This window comes from Citricoccus sp. GCM10030269 (assembly GCF_042665635.1).
Lineage (GTDB): Bacteria > Actinomycetota > Actinomycetes > Actinomycetales > Micrococcaceae > Citricoccus.
The window spans coordinates 716,617-731,343 of sequence record NZ_JBHTCV010000005.1; the positions used below are offsets into that span (position 1 = coordinate 716,617).

Genomic DNA, 14,727 nt, shown 5'->3' on the forward strand with positions numbered 1-14,727 from the left:
TCCTTGCCGGTGCGACCATCGTAGAAGTACTGTCAACATCCAACCGTCCCCGTCGTGAGGAAGCCGATGACCGCCTTGTCACCCCACCTCAAACAGGCCAGTCCCGTGGTGGTGGACCACGGCCTGGGCAGCGAACTCTACGACGTCGATGGCCGGCGTTATCTCGACTTCACGGCGGGCATCGGCGTGGTCAGCACGGGGCACTGCCACCCGCGCGTGGTCGCTGCGGCCCAGGAGCAGGTCGGATCCCTCATCCACGGCCAGTACACCACCGTGATGCACCGGCCCCTGCTGGAACTCACGGAACGTCTCGCCTCGGTGCTGCCGCCCCACCTGAACTCGCTGTTCTTCGCCAACTCCGGCAGTGAGGCCGTCGAGGCCGCTCTGCGCCTGGCGCGCCAGGCCACCGGCCGGCCCAATGTGGTCGTGTTCCACGGTGGCTTCCACGGGCGGACGGTGGCCACCGCCACCATGACCACCTCGGGCACGCGGTTCTCCGCCGGCTTCAGCCCGCTGATGTCCGGCGTGCACGTGGCCCCGTTCCCCACGGCGTATCGCTACGGCTGGAGCCAGGAGGAGGCCACGGCCTTCGCCCTGCGTGAGCTGGACTACCTCTTCGCCACGGTCACCGCTCCCGGGGAGACCGCGGCGTTCATCGTGGAACCGGTCCTCGGAGAGGGCGGCTACGTTCCCGGGAACACGGAATTCTTCGCGGGACTGCGCGAACGGGCGGACCGGCACGGCATCCTGTTGGTGATGGATGAGATCCAGACCGGATTCGGCCGCACGGGACGCTACTTCGGGCACCAGCATTTCGACGTCGAGCCGGATGTCATCACCATGGCCAAGGGCATCGCCTCCGGCTTCCCGCTGTCGGGTATCGCGGCCCGCGAGGAGCTGATGGCCCAGGCATGGCCGGGGTCCCAGGGCGGCACCTACGGAGCCAACGCGGTGTCCTGCGCGGCCGCCGTCGCCACCCTCCAGGTGATCGCCGAGGAAGGCCTGGTCGACAACGCCGCCGAACGGGGCGCACAGTTGCTCCAGGGCGCACGGGCCGCGGCGACGGCCGACGCCGGTCACTCCCCCATCGGTGACGTGCGGGGGCTCGGACTGATGGTGGGCAGCGAGTTCACCACCGCCGACGGCGCACCCGATCCGGACCGCGCGAAGGCGGCGTTGACGGCGGCCGCCGAGAAGGGGCTGTTGCTGCTGACGTGCGGAGCCCACATGAACGTGGTGCGCATGATCCCGCCGCTGGTGGTCTCCGCGACCGAGGTCGACGAGGCCCTGGCCATCTGGTCCGAGGTCCTCGCCGAACTCTGACCGGTCCGCCTAAGTACCTCGATTCTCAGCTCATCACCGGTTGTGCGACCAGCGACTCCACGAACCGGGCCACCGCCAGCACGCGATCGTCGGCGTACCGCGGTCCCACGATCTGCAGTCCGACCGGCAGCCCGGCCGCCGTCGTTCCCACGGGAATACTGATGGCCGGTTGCTGGGTGAGGTTGAACGGGAAGCTGAAGGTGGCCCACTGCGGCCAGTGGTCCAGGCCGCTGCCCGGAGGGACCTCGTGGCCTGCCTCGAAGGCGGGGATCGCCACCGCCGGGGTGAGCAGGACGTCGTGGGACTCGTGGAAGGCGCCCATGGCCATGCCCACCTCGGCCGCCACAGCGCGAGCGTGGAGGTAGTCGACGGCGCTGTGCTGGGTACCCTGGTCCCATAGCCGGCCCAGTCCGGGGTCGACGGTGTCTCGGGCGCCGGGCATGGTGTCCAGCAGGGCGGCGGCTCCACTGGCCCAGAGCACGTCGAAGGCCTCGATCGGGTCACTGAAGCCCGGATCCGCCGCGCTCACCCGCTCTCCGGCCCCCTCGATCCTCGCCACCACGTCGTCGATGATGCCCGCGACCTCGGGGTCCACCGTGGCGTACCCCAGGTCCCGTGAATAGGCGATGCGCAGACCCGAGGCACCGAGTGCGGGCTCGTCACGATAGGAGCGCTCCGGCGGTGCCAGGCAGCTCGGATCCCGAGGGTCCGGCCAGGCCAACACGTCCAGCAACAGAGCGGCGTCCTGAACCGTTCGCGTCATCGGGCCGGCGTGGGCCAGTGGACCGAACGGACTGGCGGGATACATGGGGATGCGGCCATGGGTGGGCTTGAACCCGACGATGCCGCAGAAGGAGGCCGGAATGCGCACGCTGCCGCCGCCGTCCGTTCCCACCGCACACGGTCCCATCCCCGCGGCCACGGCTGCGGCCGAACCACCGGACGAGCCACCCGCCGTCAGGGCGGGGTCGACCGGGTTGCGGGTGACTCCCGTCAGCGGGCTGTCGGTGACGGCCTTCCAGGCGAGTTCCGGCGTCGTGGTCTTGCCGAGGAACACCATGCCGTCGGCACGCAGCCGCGCGGTAACCGGAGAGTCGGCGTCCCACCGTTGGTTCGGGTCCACGGCGCGGGAGCCGCGCAGGGTGGGCCAGCCGGTGGTGAGGAAGGTGTCCTTGATGGACACCGGCACCCCGTCCAGCAGCCCCTGGGGACGCTCGTGCAGCCACCGGGACTCGGACGCCCGGGCCTGTTCCAGGGTGACGTCCGGATCCACGAGGCAGAACGCCCCCAGCTCTCGGTCCGTCCGTTCCACGTGGTCCAGGACGGTCTGCGCGACCTCGACCGGGGACAGTTCCCGCTGCCCGTAGGCCCGCACCAGCTCTGCGGCGGTCATCTGCGTGGGGTCCATCTCAGCTCCCTGTCATCGTCCTGCCATCGTGGATCGGTTCCCTCGGGCTGGCCTCACGGGATCGAGATCTCGCGACCGGCCAGGGCCTGAAGATTCGCCGCGGCAAAACCCCAGGCGCTACGACGAGGCGTGACCCCGGAGTCGTTCCATTCGGCGAGCATATGCGCCACCTTGCCCCGCATCTCCGTTCGCAGCCGCTGAAAAGAGACCTCCGGGTCCGTGCCGACCTGGCCTTGCAGCAGCCACCAGGCCCACGCGGCCGCGCCGGCATTCGCCACGAAGTCGGGAATGACCGGGATGCCCCGGGCCGCGAGTTCTTCCTCGGCCTCCGGTGTGGTGGCGGAGTTGGCCGCCTCCACCACGGCGCGGGCTCGGATGTCCGGCGCCGAGGCGGACCGAACGGCGTAGGACACCGCCGCGGGGACCAGGATGTCGGCCGGCATCGCCAGCACGGCGTCCCGCGGCAATTGCACGACGTCGGCCGGCACCGTGGACCGGTCGATCTCGCCGTAGTGGTCCCGGGCGGCCAGCAAGGCCGGCACGTCCAGGCCTTCGGGACAGAACAGGGTCCCGGCGGCGTCGGCGATCGCGACGACCGGAACTCCGGCCTCGTGCAGGTACCACGCGGCTCCGCCGCCCATCGTGCCGATGCCCTGGATCGCCACGGAGGTCAGTCGGGGATCCCAGCCCTGGGCCGTGGCGGTGCCCAAACACGCCTGGGCGACCCCGTAGCCACCGATCACGTCACCCAGCGGTACGCCGTCCGGAGCCAGGGCGGCGAGACCGTCGCGGACGCGCTGCAGGGTCCGGTCCGGGTCGGCGGCGCGGGAGATCGCCGCGTGGTAGGACTGGCCGAGTCCGAGCCGGGCGAAAGCCTCGTCGATATCCGACTGAGCGACGCCCAGGTCTTCGGCGGTCACCCACGAACCGTCCAGCCAGGGCCGCATATCGGAGAGGAAGCGTTCCAGCACCCCCAGCGCCTCCGGCGACCGGGGATCGTGGTTGATACCGGCCTTGGCACCGCCCACCGGCAAGCCGAAAGCCGCCGTCTTGGTGGCCATGCACCGGGCCAGGTCGGCCACCTCGTTCCGGGTGCAGCCCGCACGCATCCGCGTGCCCCCGGTGGCCAGACCGCCGACCAGAGTGTGCACCACCAGCCAGCCGGTGGAACCGGTGACCGGGTCGGTCCAGGTGATCTCGTGCTCGGGAGGCCGGTCGAATGGGTCGAGGCTTTCGACCGGGCTCTGCCGCAGAGGGTGTGTCAGGGTCACGCTCGCCACCTCAATCAATCGTCTGGATCCGTCTTCCCCAGCGTGGGCGGTGGCCTGTTCGGCGTCTATCTCCAGTTCGTGCACGATGCCGTGAACGGGTTCTGCACGGTGCCGCGCACGGGACCCTATGCTGACGAGCATGGAGTTGTCCTTGCGCCGCTTGAGGATGCTGCGCGAATTGCACCGTCGCGGCACCGTGACGGCGGTGGGCGCCGCTCTGCACTACAGTCCCTCCGGCGTCTCGCAGCAGCTGGCGCAGTTGGAGCGCGACGTCGGTGTCCCTCTCGTCGAGCGGCATGGTCGCCGTCTTCAGCTCACCGAGTTGGGCTTGGTCCTGGCCGAACACGCCGAAGAGATCCTGGGCTCCGTGGACCGGGCGACCATGGCGCTGGAGGAGGCTCAAGAGGGAGTCACCGCGCGACTGACCGCAGGGGTGTGGGCGTCCGTGGCCTCCGGCCTGCTGCCACAAGCGCTGACCATCCTGGCCACGAGCTACCCGGGGATCGAGGTGCGCACCGTCGAACTGGATCCGGAGGAGACCGCGGGGGCGGTCAAGGACGGCACTCTCGATTTCTCGTTCGTGATCGACTATTCGGTGGCCCCGGAGGATTGGGACCCCGCGTTGACACGGGCCGGCATCGCCGTCGAGCGCCTGCATGCCGCCGTGCCCGCGGGGATGATTCCGACCGAGACCGTGGGTCTGTCCCAGCTGGCCGACTATCCCTGGATTCTGGCCGGCCCCCGGTCCCAATTCGGCAATGCCGTCCGGCTCGCCTGCCACCGCCGCGGATTCGACCCCCGGATCGCCCACACCGTGGCGGAACAGCCGACCGCGCTGGCCATGGCGGCCGGTGGCCTCGGCGTGACCCTGGTGTCCGACCTCGCACTGGAACTCTTGCCGCCCGGCGTCGACATCGTCGCCCTGGACGAGCCCGTGATCAGGACGGTGTCACTGGCCTACCGCAAGACCCCGACCCGGCGGCCGTCGATCCAGCTCGTCCTCGATGCGGTCCGCACCGCCGCCGCCGAGAAGGGGCTCGCGGGCAGCTCCACGTTGCTGATGCCCGGTATTGCCGACTGAACCACCACGAACGGAGCCGGTGGACCTCGATTACCGGGCGCGTTCGGGCCAGTTGCCGTCCAGCATCTGCAGGAACTCCGGTTCTGACACCAGCTCGACGTGCTGTCCCTGGCTCCGCCGGGCCAGGGCATCCTGGGCCTTGCGATGTCCGGTGGCGCCGCCCCGAGTCCCCGAGGCCAGGTCCTCAGCGCGGAAACCGTCACCGATCACCAGCATGCTCGTCTGACCGTTGACCCGGCTGGCGGGCTTGGCTCCGCAGGCCGCGGCACGGTTCTTGGCCTCTTGCCGCGGGATCCCAAGATTGCCGGTGAAGACGGTGACGTGACCGAACAGCGGGTGGCCGGGATCGGCGTCGGGCGCCGGATCCGGGTTCGTCCCCTCGTCCGGCCAGTGCAAAAGGTCGGGCATCCGTTGGGTGTGCGGCAATGGCGCCGTCGCGTCGAAGACCGGTCCGAGACCCCGGGCCTGCCGCGTGGCTCGTGATTCCGGCCCCTCGCCGGCCCGCCGGGCCTGCAGTTGGCGCAAACGCATCCCGTCCCCGGCCAGCAATTCGGCCAGACCTCGCTCCAGGACCGTGCCGGAACGGGCCGCGACGTCGATCATGATCCACGCGCACGCCTCGGCGTCGGCCAGGGCGTCGTGGTGGTTCTCCAGGGGGTGGCCGGCCTCCTGGGCGGCCATGGGCAGCGCATACGAGGCCAGTTGGTAGGAACGACGAGCCACTTGGAGGGAACACGCGTAGTCGAAGCGCGGGATGTCCCGTCCGGAGACCTCCAGGGCCGACTCGATGACCCCCATGTCAAAGCCCGCATTGTGCGCCACCAGGGGATCATCACCGATGAAGTCGGCCAGGTTCCCGAAGACCTCAGCGAACCGTGGCGCACCGGCGACCTGCTCGGCGGTGATCCCGTGGATCTGCACATTGCGGGCGTCGAAACGATCGAATCCCGACGGCGGCCGCATCAGCCAGTAGGCCCGTTCCACCGGTTGTCCGTTGCGCACCCTCACCACTCCGACCGAGCAGGGCGAACCGCGAAAACCATTGGCCGTCTCGAAGTCCAGCGCCGTGAAGTCCAGCGCCATCAGCGCCCTCCCGACAGGACCCGGATCAGCTCGGGGAGCAGTTGCCGGAAAGCCTGACCACGGTGGCTCAACGAGTTCTTGACCTCGGGATCCAGCTCCGCCACGGACAGATGCATTCCATGGGGTTGGAGGATCGGGTCATAGCCGAAGCCGTTGGCTCCGCGCGGTTCGGTCAGCAGGGTACCGGCCAAGTATCCGCGCTCGACGGCCTCCGCACCGGAAGCCGTGGCCAGCGCCGCAGCACAGACGAAAGCGGCGTTGCGGTGTTCGGCTCTGACATCGGCCAACTGATTCAGGAGCAAACGCAGGTTCGCCTCGTCATCGCCATGACGGCCCGCCCACCGTGCGGAGAAGATGCCGGGGGCTCCACCGAGGACCTCCACCGAGAGACCGGAGTCGTCCGCGACGGCGACCAGACCCGTGTGCTGAGCCACGGCGTGAGCCTTCTTCAGCGAGTTCTCCTCGAAGGTGGTGCCGTCCTCGACCACGTCCGGCGCACCGGCCGCGGCGGCGTCGATGACCTGGGAGTCGACGTCCAGTCCCGGCACCTGGCCACGGAGCAACTCACGCAGTTCGCGCAGCTTGCCCTGATTGCGGGTGGCCAGGACGAGCCGAGGCTCGGGGCTCACCGGTCCTCCGCCAGGGTCTCGCGCTGAATCCGCGCCAGCTCGGAGGTGCCCTCGACGGCCAGATCCAGCAGTGCATCCAGTTCGGGACGGTTGAAGGGGACCCCCTCGGCGGTGCCCTGGACTTCGACGAAGTCGCCGGACCCGGTCACCACCACGTTCATGTCCGTCTCGGCCCGCACGTCTTCCACATAGGGCAGGTCCAGCATCGGGGTGCCGTCGATGATGCCCACGGAGACTGCGGCGACGGAGTCCTTGAGCGGTTGCGCCGACGCGGCGACGGCTCCTTGGCGCTTGGCCCAGGTGATCGCATCCGCCAGAGCCACGTAGGCCCCCGTGACAGAGGCCGTGCGGGTGCCGCCGTCGGCCTCCAGAACGTCGCAGTCCAGCACGATGGTGTTCTCCCCCAGCGCCTTCAGATCGATGACGGCACGCAGTGAGCGGCCGATGAGCCGGGAGATCTCGTGCGTGCGGCCGCCGATCTTGCCTTTGACCGATTCGCGCTGCGAGCGGGTGTTCGTGGCCCGGGGCAGCATGGCGTACTCGGCGGTGACCCAGCCGGTGCCCTCCCCCTTGAGCCACCGCGGCACGCCCTCGGTGAAGGAGGCGGTGCACAGCACGCGGGTGTTGCCGAACTCGATCAGGGCGGAGCCCTCGGCCTGGCGCGACCAACCGCGGGTGATGCTGATGGGGCGCAATTCGTTGACGGCTCGCCCGTCCTGGCGAGAGGCGGAGCGGTTTTCGGGCAGGCCGGAAGCTGCGGAGTTCGGTGAGGTCATGCTCTCCATCTTACCGAGGGCCCCGGACACGCTAAACGCGGTAGGTGACCCCGGAGACGGCCACGGCCAGGTCCCCGGGATAGGTTTCACGAGCCTCGATCGAGGAGGTCAGCGGGTCGGTCCAGACGGGAAGATGTGTCAGGAGCAGGCGGCGCGCGGCGGCGTCGCTCGCCATCTGTCCCGCCCGCTTCCCGGTCAAGTGCACCCCGTCGATGCCGTCGTCGCGCCCTTCCTGGAAGGCGGCCTCACAGAGAAACAGGTCGGCGTCACGCGCAGCCTCCACGAGGCCCTCGCACGTGTCCGTGTCACCGGAGTAGGTCAGGACTCGGTGGACGGGTTCGCCGTCGAGACCCGGCTCGGTCGTCTCGACGCGCAGCGCATACGTCTCCTCGATGGGGTGACGCACGGGCACCGGTGTCACCGTGAAGGGGCCGACCGTCACCGCGACGCCGGGCTGCCAGTCGCGGAAGTCGAACTCGCCGCGCATCCCCGGATCGGGATCGAGGCCGTAGGCGGTGGCCATTCGATCGGCCGTGGCCGCGGGACCGTACACGGGGACGTGGATTCCGCTCCAGCCATGGGGGTTCCACTTGATGGCCACATGCAGTCCGCACAGATCCATGCAGTGGTCGGGGTGCAGGTGGGACAGCAGCACGGCGTCGATGTCCTCCAGTGCCATGTACCGCTGCAGGGTGCCGAGAGAGCCGTTGCCCAAGTCCAGCAGGATGCGCCAGGTCTTGGTTCCGTTGCGGTCCGGCGCGGGCCCCTCGGCCGTGACCAGATAGCACGACGCCGGCGAGCCCGGCCCCGGGAACGACCCGGAGGCACCGATGATCGTGAGCTTCACTCTGCCACCGTACCCGTCCACACCGCTCCTCGCGCGGCCGCCAGCATTTCCGGGGTGATCCGGGCCAGGACTCCCGTGGGATAACGCTCGGCGATGTGCTCCACCTGCTGCACGCCGCCCACCTCGGGTCCGAGGAAGCGGCGGGCCAGAGACTCGAACTGTCCGGGGTCGCCCGTCGCCATGAACCGGTGTCCCGTCACGGCCCCCGCCGGAGCCGGACTCTGCAGCCCGTGCTGGACGAGGGCGCGATAGACGTCCTTGGCGGTTTCCTCGGCCGAGGACACCAAGGTCACGCTTTCGCCCATGACCAGCGAGATGACGCCAGTGAGCAGGGGGTAGTGAGTGCATCCCAGCACGAGCGTGTCCACACCGGCGGCCTTGAGCGGGGCCAGGTACGCCTCTGCGGTGGCCAGCAGTTCCGGGCCGGTGGTGATGCCCGCCTCCACGAATTCAACGAATCGGGGGCACGCCACCGAGGTGATCTGCAATTGGGGCGCGGCGGCGAAGGTGTCCTCGTACGCCCGCGAGCTCACGGTGGCCTCCGTGCCGATGACGCCGATCCTGCCGTTGCGCGTGGCCGCCACGGCGCGGCGCACGGCCGGCTGGATCACTTCGACCACGGGGATCCCGTAGCGGGTCGTGTACCGTTCCCGGGCGTCCCGCAGGACCGCGGCCGAGGCGGAGTTGCAGGCGATGACCAAGGCCTTCACGCCGGCGTCGACCAGCTCGTCCATGATCCCCAGGGCAAAGGCCCGCACCTGGGCGATGCTGCGGGGACCGTAGGGGCCGTTGGCGGTGTCCCCCACGTAGGCGATCAGTTCGCCCGGCAGCTGGTCGATGATGGCGCGGGCCACGGTCAGACCGCCCACACCGGAGTCGAAGACGCCGATGGGGGCTGTGGAGACAGGTGTGGGATCGGTCATGATGCTTCCGAGAATACGACCGGGACTGCGCTCAGTCGCGAAGGCGCGTGGAGAGGGCGGTCATCAGTGACTCCAGCAACCAGGTGGTGAAGTTGTACAGCAGCGCCATGTAGGAGTCCACGTCCGTGGCTGCGGACGAGTCGTCCACCGCGTGCACGCGCTCGGCGTCCTCCTCGGAATCGATGCCCAGCCGGGCCGAGAGCACCAGCCGGACGTCATTGAGCGCACGACTGAAGGCCACGGCGTTCTGCTCATCCAGCACCACCGGGTCGATCTGCAGCGCGGCCACCGCCCGCTGCAGGTCCGCGGTCTTGGCTCGCCGGACGCCGTCCTCGGTCATCGCCCGGAACTCCGCCGCCGCGTCCTCGTCGCCGTGGATTCCCGGCGGCAGCAGCCGGGCCATGGCCTCGTCCGTCGGGGCCTCACGGGAAGCAGGAGCCTCCAGCGGGCCCAGCTCGGAGACGATGTCCCAGAAGGGGTCGGCCTCGCTCGCGGTCTCAGGATCGTTCGCAGCCTCGCTCTGAGCATCGCTCTCCGGGGCCGCCGGCGCGGAGTGATCGGCCTCCAACAATTGGATGACGTCGTTGAACAGCGTGCGCAGCAGCCGTCGCTCCGGTTTCTCCAGATGAGCGACGAAGCCCTTGGGAGTGCTCTTGAAGGCGCGGGCCATCAGGAGCCCTCGCCCTGGTCGTGCTGAAGAGTCGCCCACAGCCCGTAGCCGTGCATCGCCTGGACGTGGCGTTCGGCTTCCTCGCGGCCTCCGGAGGCGACGATGGCCTTGCCCTCTTGATGGACCTGGAGCATGAGGGCATCGGCCTTCTCACGACTGAAGCCGAAGTAGGAGCGGAAGACATAGGACACGTAGCTCATCAGATTGATGGGATCGTTCCAGACGATGACCTGCCACGGCCGGTCGGCCGCCGCCCGGAGGTCGGTGTCCTCCCGTTCCAGGACGTCCGTCGCAGGACCTGCTCCGCCGTCGGGGACGCCGGTGCCGCCGTCGGGCACGTCGGCGGCAGCCCAGTGGAGGCTAGTGCTCGAGAACATGCCCTCCATTCTACGGGCCCATACCGGCCGTGACGATGCAGCGGGATGGGGAAGCGGCGGGTTGTAGGGTATCTGACGTGACCGAGACGAGAACCACCGGTAACGCGGGCCGACTGCAGCCGACGGCCCTGTTCACGGACCACTACGAACTGACCATGCTCGAAGCGGCCTTGAGGTCCGGAGCCGGCCACCGCCGCAGCGTCTTCGAGGTCTTCACCCGCAGGCTCGCCGACGGCCGGCGCTACGGCGTGGTCGCCGGGACGGGACGGCTCCTCGAGGGACTGGCCGGATTCCGTTTCGACACCGAAGAACTCGACTTCCTCTCGGATCACCGCGTGGTGGACGACGCCACTCTGACGTGGCTCGCCGACTTCCGCTTCTCGGGCAACATCTACGGTTACGCCGAGGGAGAGGCCTACTTCCCGCACTCCCCCGTGCTCCAGGTCGAATCGACCTTCGCCGAAGCGTGCATCCTGGAGACCTATGTGCTCTCCGTGCTGAACTACGATTCCGCGGTGGCCTCCGCGGCCTCCCGGATGACCTCGGTCGCCAACGGCCGGCCGTGCGTCGAGATGGGATCGCGCCGGATCAATGAGGAGTCCGCCGTGGCGGCCGCCCGTGCCGCCATCATCGCCGGATTCGACGCGACCTCGAACCTGGCCGCCGGCCTGCGCTACGGCGTGAAGACCGTGGGCACGGCGGCGCATTCGTTCACTCTGCTGCACGATTCCGAGCGGGAGGCCTTCGAGGCCCAGGTCGCGTCTCTGGGCAAGGACACCACGCTGCTGGTGGACACCTATGACGTCGAGACCGGTGTCCGGACCGCTGTCGAGGTGGCCGGTCGAGAACTGCGCAACGTCCGGCTGGACTCCGGTGATCTGATCGATCAGGCGCACTGGGTTCGGTCGCTGCTGGACGAACTCGGCAACCAGGACACCGGCATCATGGTCACCTCCGACCTGGACGAATACGCCATCGCCTACCTGCAATCCGCCCCGGTGACCTCGTACGGGGTGGGAACTCGCCTCGTCACCGGATCCGGCGCCCCCACGGCCTCCATGGTCTACAAGCTGGTCAGTCGGCAGGACAGCAACGGCGAGTGGACCGACGTCGCCAAATCCGCGTCCGGGAAGAAGTCCCTGGGCGGCCGGAAATTCGCGGCCCGCGAGCTCAACGACGCCGGACGGGCCACCGCGGAATTGGTCGGCGTCAACGAGCCGCCGGACCTGGACTCCCACGACCGCGCCCTCCAGCACACGTTCGTCCGGGACGGCGAACTGATGCCCGGATGGACCGGGCCGGAGGCCGTGGTGAAAGCCGCTGAGCGGCACCGGGCCTCCCGTGCCGAGTTACCCGCTGCAGTGCGTAGACTGCAGCCCGGCGAGGCCGCCATTCCCACGCGCTTCTCCGAAGCCTGAAACCCGTCTCTACCCCCGTCTAGAAACAGGACAAATCCTTCCCATGCGTGCCTTGATCATCGTGGACGTACAGAACGACTTCTGTGAGGGCGGTGCCCTGGCCATCGACGGCGGCGCCCGCACCGCCGGCCGGATCACCGCCTTTCTCGACGAACAGGCCCAGGACTTCGACGCGGTCGTCGCCACCCGCGACTGGCACGTCGACCCGGGACCGCACTTTGCGCCCGAAGGGACCGACCCTGACTTCACCGAGACCTGGCCCGTGCACTGCGTGGCCGGGACCTCCGGGGCCGAACTGCACCCCGCATTGGACTCTGAATATCTCGACGCCCAGTTCCTCAAGGGGCGTTTCGACGCGGCCTACTCCGGCTTCGACGGTCAGCTGGGCAGCCCGGATCTGGTCCGCTCCGGAGCGCCGGAAGGCACCGCAGGTCCCTTCGGGGCGACGGCCGCAGCGGCCACGGCGGTGGAGGACGGCGCCGCCGGCCTGGACGACTGGCTGCGGTCCGAGGGCATCACGTCCGTGGCCGTCGTCGGCATCGCGACCGACCACTGCGTCCGCGCCACGGTGCTCGACGCCATCGACGCCGGTTACGACGTCACCGTCTACACGGACCTGGTGGCCGGCGTGGACGCCGCTCGCTCCGAGGAGGCCCTGGAGCTCATGGAGGACAACGGCGCGGTGCTGCAGCGCTGGGGCGGCTCGACGGAGTAACGCCGCCGTCAATCGCGCGGGCGGCGGTCCCGCCAGAACTCCTCGCCCGACCACTCGAAGTCCGGAGCCGCTTTCTGACGGAAGGCCGTCAGGCCGATCTGCGCGTCCGGCCCGGTGAGGACCTCCCGGTACAGGGCCGCCGACGTCTCATCCCGACCGACCGGCACCGCGCCGCCGTGATCGACGACGGATTGACGGATCAGATGTTTGTGCGCCTGCATCGTCAATTGCGAGCGCCGGGAGAGCGTGCTGACCAGATCGCTCACGGACTCCTCGAATTCTCCCTCCGGCACGACCTCGGTGAGCATGCCCCAGTCCAGGGCCACCGGCGCCGTGACGGTGTTCCCCGTCAACAGCAGGTATGACGCGCGGCCGGGTCCCACCAGTCTCACCAAGGATTCCACTCCGGAGGCGGGGAAGATGATCCCCAGTTTGGCGGGAGTGAGTCCGATCCGGGCCGACGCGGTCGCGATCCGGAGGTCACAGGCTCCGGCCAGCATCCAGGCACCGCCCATGCAGTGGCCTTCCAGTGCCGCCAGCGTGGGTTTGCGGGTCTGGTGCAGCGCCTCCTCCGCCGCGGTGAGCAGTCCGCCGCGGGGAAGACCGGTGTCCGGCTCACCGAGGCAGTCGAAGGTCTCGGACAGGTCCGCCCCGGCGGAGAATGTCCCCTCGGCTCCCCTCAAGCCCACCACGCGGACGGTGGGGTCTTCGTCCAGTTCCCGCAGCAGACCCGGCAGCGACCTCCACATCTGCGGGGACAAGGCGTTTCGCCGCTGTGGCCGGTCGAGGATGATCCACGCCACGGCTCCCTCGCGCCGTAGCCGGAGCGTGCCGCTCGCGTGGTCGCAGGCGGTGACGCTCACGAGGTCGCCTCCTGGGCGGTGTCAGTGTGGGGCGACTCGGCGAGCCAGGCCCGGATCTCGGCCTCGTGCTGGTTGAGCACCGGTGGAGCGACATGGTCTCTCCGCGTGGTCTCCCGGTCCCCGGTGCCGCTGAAGAACCGCAGTGGTGATCCGGGAAGCGTCACCTCTCCGAGGACGGGATGCTGGACGTCCACCAGGAGCCCTTGGGAGGCCACCTGTTCCCATTGATACACCTCGTCCAGGCTCCTCACCTTCCCCGCGGGAATCCCGAGCTCCGCCAGTCGTTCGAGCAGCGGTTCGGCCTGCCAGACGGCGAACACCCGCTCGACGGCGGCGATCAACGCCTCACGATGGCCCACCCGGGCGGCGTTGGTGGCGAACTGCTCCTGCTCGGGATCGAGCCCGAAGGCCGTGGCGAACGTGGTCCACAACCGCTGGCTGCCGACGCTGATCTGCACCTTGCCGTCTTGGCAGGAGAACAGGCCGTACGGCGCGATGGAGGGATGATGGTTTCCCTGGGCCTGCGGCACCTCTCCGGCCACGGTGTAGCGAGTCCCCTGAAAGGCGTGCACGCCGACCACCGAGGACAGCAGCGAGGTTCTCACCACTGACCCCTCGCCGGTCCACTCTCGCTCGTACAAGGCGGCCAAGACTCCGCTGACGCCGTTCATTCCGGACAACAGGTCCGCGATCGGCACCCCGACGCGTTGCGGAGTGTCCGGTCCCGGCCCGGTCAAGGACATCAGCCCGGCCTCGCCCTGCACGATCTGGTCGTAACCGCTCCTCGACGCCTCCGGCCCGTCGTGGCCGAAGCCGGTGATCGAGAGCACCACGAGCCTGGGATTGATCTGATGCATGGTCTCGACCGAGAAACCCAAGCGGTCGAGGACGCCCGGCCGGAAGTTCTCCACAACCACATCGGCACGCTCGACCATTCTGCGCAGGCTGTCCCGGCCGTCGTCGGACTTGAGGTTCAGGGCGATGGACTCCTTGTTCCGGTTGCAGGAGAGGAAGTAGCTCGCCTGGGGATCGTCGTGCGGGCCCACGAACGGCGGGCCCCACGACCTGGTGTCGTCCCCGGTCTCGGGCGTCTCCACCTTGATCACGCGTGCCCCCAGGTCTCCCAGGGTCATCGCGGCGTGCGGTCCGGCCAGGGCGCGGGACAGGTCGATGACCGTGATGCCCTGCAGTGGCCCGGTGCGGTCGGCGGGCGTGTTGGTCGTGTTGGTCGTGTTGGTCGTGGCAGTCGTGTTGGTCGTCATGGGCGTCTCCTGCAGGGGGTCTCTTGATGAGCGGTCGTGGGCACGGCGGTCGGCATCGCAGCCGTCGACATCGCAGCCGTC

Annotated in this window: 15 protein-coding genes; 4 read left to right on the top strand and 11 right to left on the bottom strand. The window is 69.2% G+C overall.

The window, feature by feature from the left end; all coding sequences use genetic code 11:
* Positions 1–66: 66 nt before the first annotated feature.
* Positions 67–1,323 carry an aspartate aminotransferase family protein gene (locus ACFQQD_RS10385; RefSeq protein WP_378088975.1) on the top strand — a complete coding sequence of 419 codons (1,257 nt, stop codon included), beginning with the start codon at positions 67–69 and terminating at the stop codon, positions 1,321–1,323.
* A gap of 25 nt (positions 1,324–1,348) precedes the next feature.
* Here ACFQQD_RS10385 and ACFQQD_RS10390 read toward each other — a convergent pair whose 3' ends face one another.
* Both ACFQQD_RS10390 and ACFQQD_RS10395 read right to left on the bottom strand, forming a co-directional pair.
* Positions 1,349–2,731 carry an amidase gene (locus ACFQQD_RS10390; RefSeq protein WP_378088977.1) on the bottom strand — a complete coding sequence of 461 codons (1,383 nt, stop codon included), beginning with the start codon at positions 2,729–2,731 and terminating at the stop codon, positions 1,349–1,351.
* A 53-nt stretch (positions 2,732–2,784) separates the two neighbouring features.
* Complete coding sequence (locus ACFQQD_RS10395) at positions 2,785–4,143, bottom strand: Glu/Leu/Phe/Val dehydrogenase dimerization domain-containing protein (protein WP_378088979.1); 1,359 nt, start codon at positions 4,141–4,143, stop codon at positions 2,785–2,787.
* On the opposite strand from ACFQQD_RS10395, the gene ACFQQD_RS10400 reads away from it, so the two are divergent.
* Positions 4,142–5,083, top strand: a complete 942-nt coding sequence (locus ACFQQD_RS10400; RefSeq protein WP_378088982.1) for a LysR substrate-binding domain-containing protein — start codon at positions 4,142–4,144, stop codon at positions 5,081–5,083. The genes ACFQQD_RS10395 and ACFQQD_RS10400 overlap by 2 nt on opposite strands.
* Before the next feature lie 30 nt (positions 5,084–5,113).
* Here the strand turns inward: ACFQQD_RS10400 and ACFQQD_RS10405 are convergent, their stop codons facing one another.
* Genes ACFQQD_RS10405 through clpS form a run of 7 tightly spaced genes read right to left on the bottom strand, consistent with a single transcriptional unit; the run spans position 5,114 to position 10,388 of the window.
* Complete coding sequence (locus tag ACFQQD_RS10405; protein ID WP_378088984.1) at positions 5,114–6,166, bottom strand: exonuclease domain-containing protein; 1,053 nt, start codon at positions 6,164–6,166, stop codon at positions 5,114–5,116.
* Complete coding sequence (gene rdgB, locus ACFQQD_RS10410; protein ID WP_378088987.1) at positions 6,166–6,795, bottom strand: RdgB/HAM1 family non-canonical purine NTP pyrophosphatase; 630 nt, start codon at positions 6,793–6,795, stop codon at positions 6,166–6,168. Before rdgB ends, ACFQQD_RS10405 begins: the two co-directional genes overlap by 1 nt.
* Positions 6,792–7,571 carry a ribonuclease PH gene (gene rph / locus ACFQQD_RS10415; RefSeq protein ID WP_378088990.1) on the bottom strand — a complete coding sequence of 260 codons (780 nt, stop codon included), beginning with the start codon at positions 7,569–7,571 and terminating at the stop codon, positions 6,792–6,794. Before rph ends, rdgB begins: the two co-directional genes overlap by 4 nt.
* A gap of 31 nt (positions 7,572–7,602) precedes the next feature.
* Positions 7,603–8,418 carry an MBL fold metallo-hydrolase gene (locus tag ACFQQD_RS10420; protein WP_378088993.1) on the bottom strand — a complete coding sequence of 272 codons (816 nt, stop codon included), beginning with the start codon at positions 8,416–8,418 and terminating at the stop codon, positions 7,603–7,605.
* Positions 8,415–9,341: a glutamate racemase gene (gene murI, locus ACFQQD_RS10425; protein ID WP_378088995.1), complete on the bottom strand. Its 927-nt coding sequence runs from the start codon at positions 9,339–9,341 to the stop codon at positions 8,415–8,417. The genes ACFQQD_RS10420 and murI overlap by 4 nt, the downstream gene beginning before the upstream one ends.
* A gap of 31 nt (positions 9,342–9,372) precedes the next feature.
* Entirely contained in the window at positions 9,373–10,011 is a 639-nt protein-coding gene (locus ACFQQD_RS10430; protein ID WP_378088997.1) for a DUF2017 family protein, read from the bottom strand.
* A complete protein-coding gene (clpS, locus tag ACFQQD_RS10435) occupies positions 10,011–10,388 on the bottom strand; it encodes an ATP-dependent Clp protease adapter ClpS (protein WP_378088999.1) in 378 nt (125 codons plus the stop codon). Before clpS ends, ACFQQD_RS10430 begins: the two co-directional genes overlap by 1 nt.
* A gap of 77 nt (positions 10,389–10,465) precedes the next feature.
* Here clpS and ACFQQD_RS10440 point away from each other — a divergent pair, with 77 nt between their 5' ends.
* Together ACFQQD_RS10440 and ACFQQD_RS10445 are read left to right on the top strand one after the other, a co-directional pair.
* On the top strand, positions 10,466–11,806 hold the full coding sequence (locus ACFQQD_RS10440; RefSeq protein ID WP_378089001.1) for a nicotinate phosphoribosyltransferase: 1,341 nt from the start codon (positions 10,466–10,468) through the stop codon (positions 11,804–11,806).
* Between the two features lie 43 nt (positions 11,807–11,849).
* Positions 11,850–12,521, top strand: a complete 672-nt coding sequence (locus tag ACFQQD_RS10445; protein WP_378089003.1) for an isochorismatase family protein — start codon at positions 11,850–11,852, stop codon at positions 12,519–12,521.
* Positions 12,522–12,529: 8 nt separating this feature from the next.
* On the opposite strand, the gene ACFQQD_RS10450 is transcribed toward ACFQQD_RS10445, so the two are convergent.
* Positions 12,530–13,384, bottom strand: coding sequence for an enoyl-CoA hydratase/isomerase family protein (locus ACFQQD_RS10450; protein WP_378089005.1), 855 nt, complete (start codon positions 13,382–13,384; stop codon positions 12,530–12,532).
* A complete protein-coding gene (locus tag ACFQQD_RS10455) occupies positions 13,381–14,646 on the bottom strand; it encodes a CaiB/BaiF CoA transferase family protein (protein ID WP_378089007.1) in 1,266 nt (421 codons plus the stop codon). The genes ACFQQD_RS10450 and ACFQQD_RS10455 overlap by 4 nt, the downstream gene beginning before the upstream one ends.
* Between the last annotated feature and the right edge of the window lie 81 nt (positions 14,647–14,727).

What these genes read in the sequence shown, in the direction of transcription:
- rph (WP_378088990.1), bottom strand. Translation starts at nt 7,571, where the DNA reads ATGACCTCACCGAACTCCGCAGCTTCCGGCCTGCCCGAAAACCGCTCC.
- murI (WP_378088995.1), bottom strand. Translation starts at nt 9,341, where the DNA reads ATGACCGATCCCACACCTGTCTCCACAGCCCCCATCGGCGTCTTCGAC.
- ACFQQD_RS10405 (WP_378088984.1), bottom strand. Translation starts at nt 6,166, where the DNA reads ATGGCGCTGGACTTCACGGCGCTGGACTTCGAGACGGCCAATGGTTTT.
- ACFQQD_RS10395 (WP_378088979.1), bottom strand. Translation starts at nt 4,143, where the DNA reads ATGCTCGTCAGCATAGGGTCCCGTGCGCGGCACCGTGCAGAACCCGTT.
- ACFQQD_RS10390 (WP_378088977.1), bottom strand. Translation starts at nt 2,731, where the DNA reads ATGGACCCCACGCAGATGACCGCCGCAGAGCTGGTGCGGGCCTACGGG.
- ACFQQD_RS10400 (WP_378088982.1), top strand. Translation starts at nt 4,142, where the DNA reads ATGGAGTTGTCCTTGCGCCGCTTGAGGATGCTGCGCGAATTGCACCGT.
- ACFQQD_RS10455 (WP_378089007.1), bottom strand. Translation starts at nt 14,646, where the DNA reads ATGACGACCAACACGACTGCCACGACCAACACGACCAACACGACCAAC.
- ACFQQD_RS10430 (WP_378088997.1), bottom strand. Translation starts at nt 10,011, where the DNA reads ATGGCCCGCGCCTTCAAGAGCACTCCCAAGGGCTTCGTCGCTCATCTG.
- ACFQQD_RS10445 (WP_378089003.1), top strand. Translation starts at nt 11,850, where the DNA reads ATGCGTGCCTTGATCATCGTGGACGTACAGAACGACTTCTGTGAGGGC.
- ACFQQD_RS10385 (WP_378088975.1), top strand. Translation starts at nt 67, where the DNA reads ATGACCGCCTTGTCACCCCACCTCAAACAGGCCAGTCCCGTGGTGGTG.
- clpS (WP_378088999.1), bottom strand. Translation starts at nt 10,388, where the DNA reads ATGTTCTCGAGCACTAGCCTCCACTGGGCTGCCGCCGACGTGCCCGAC.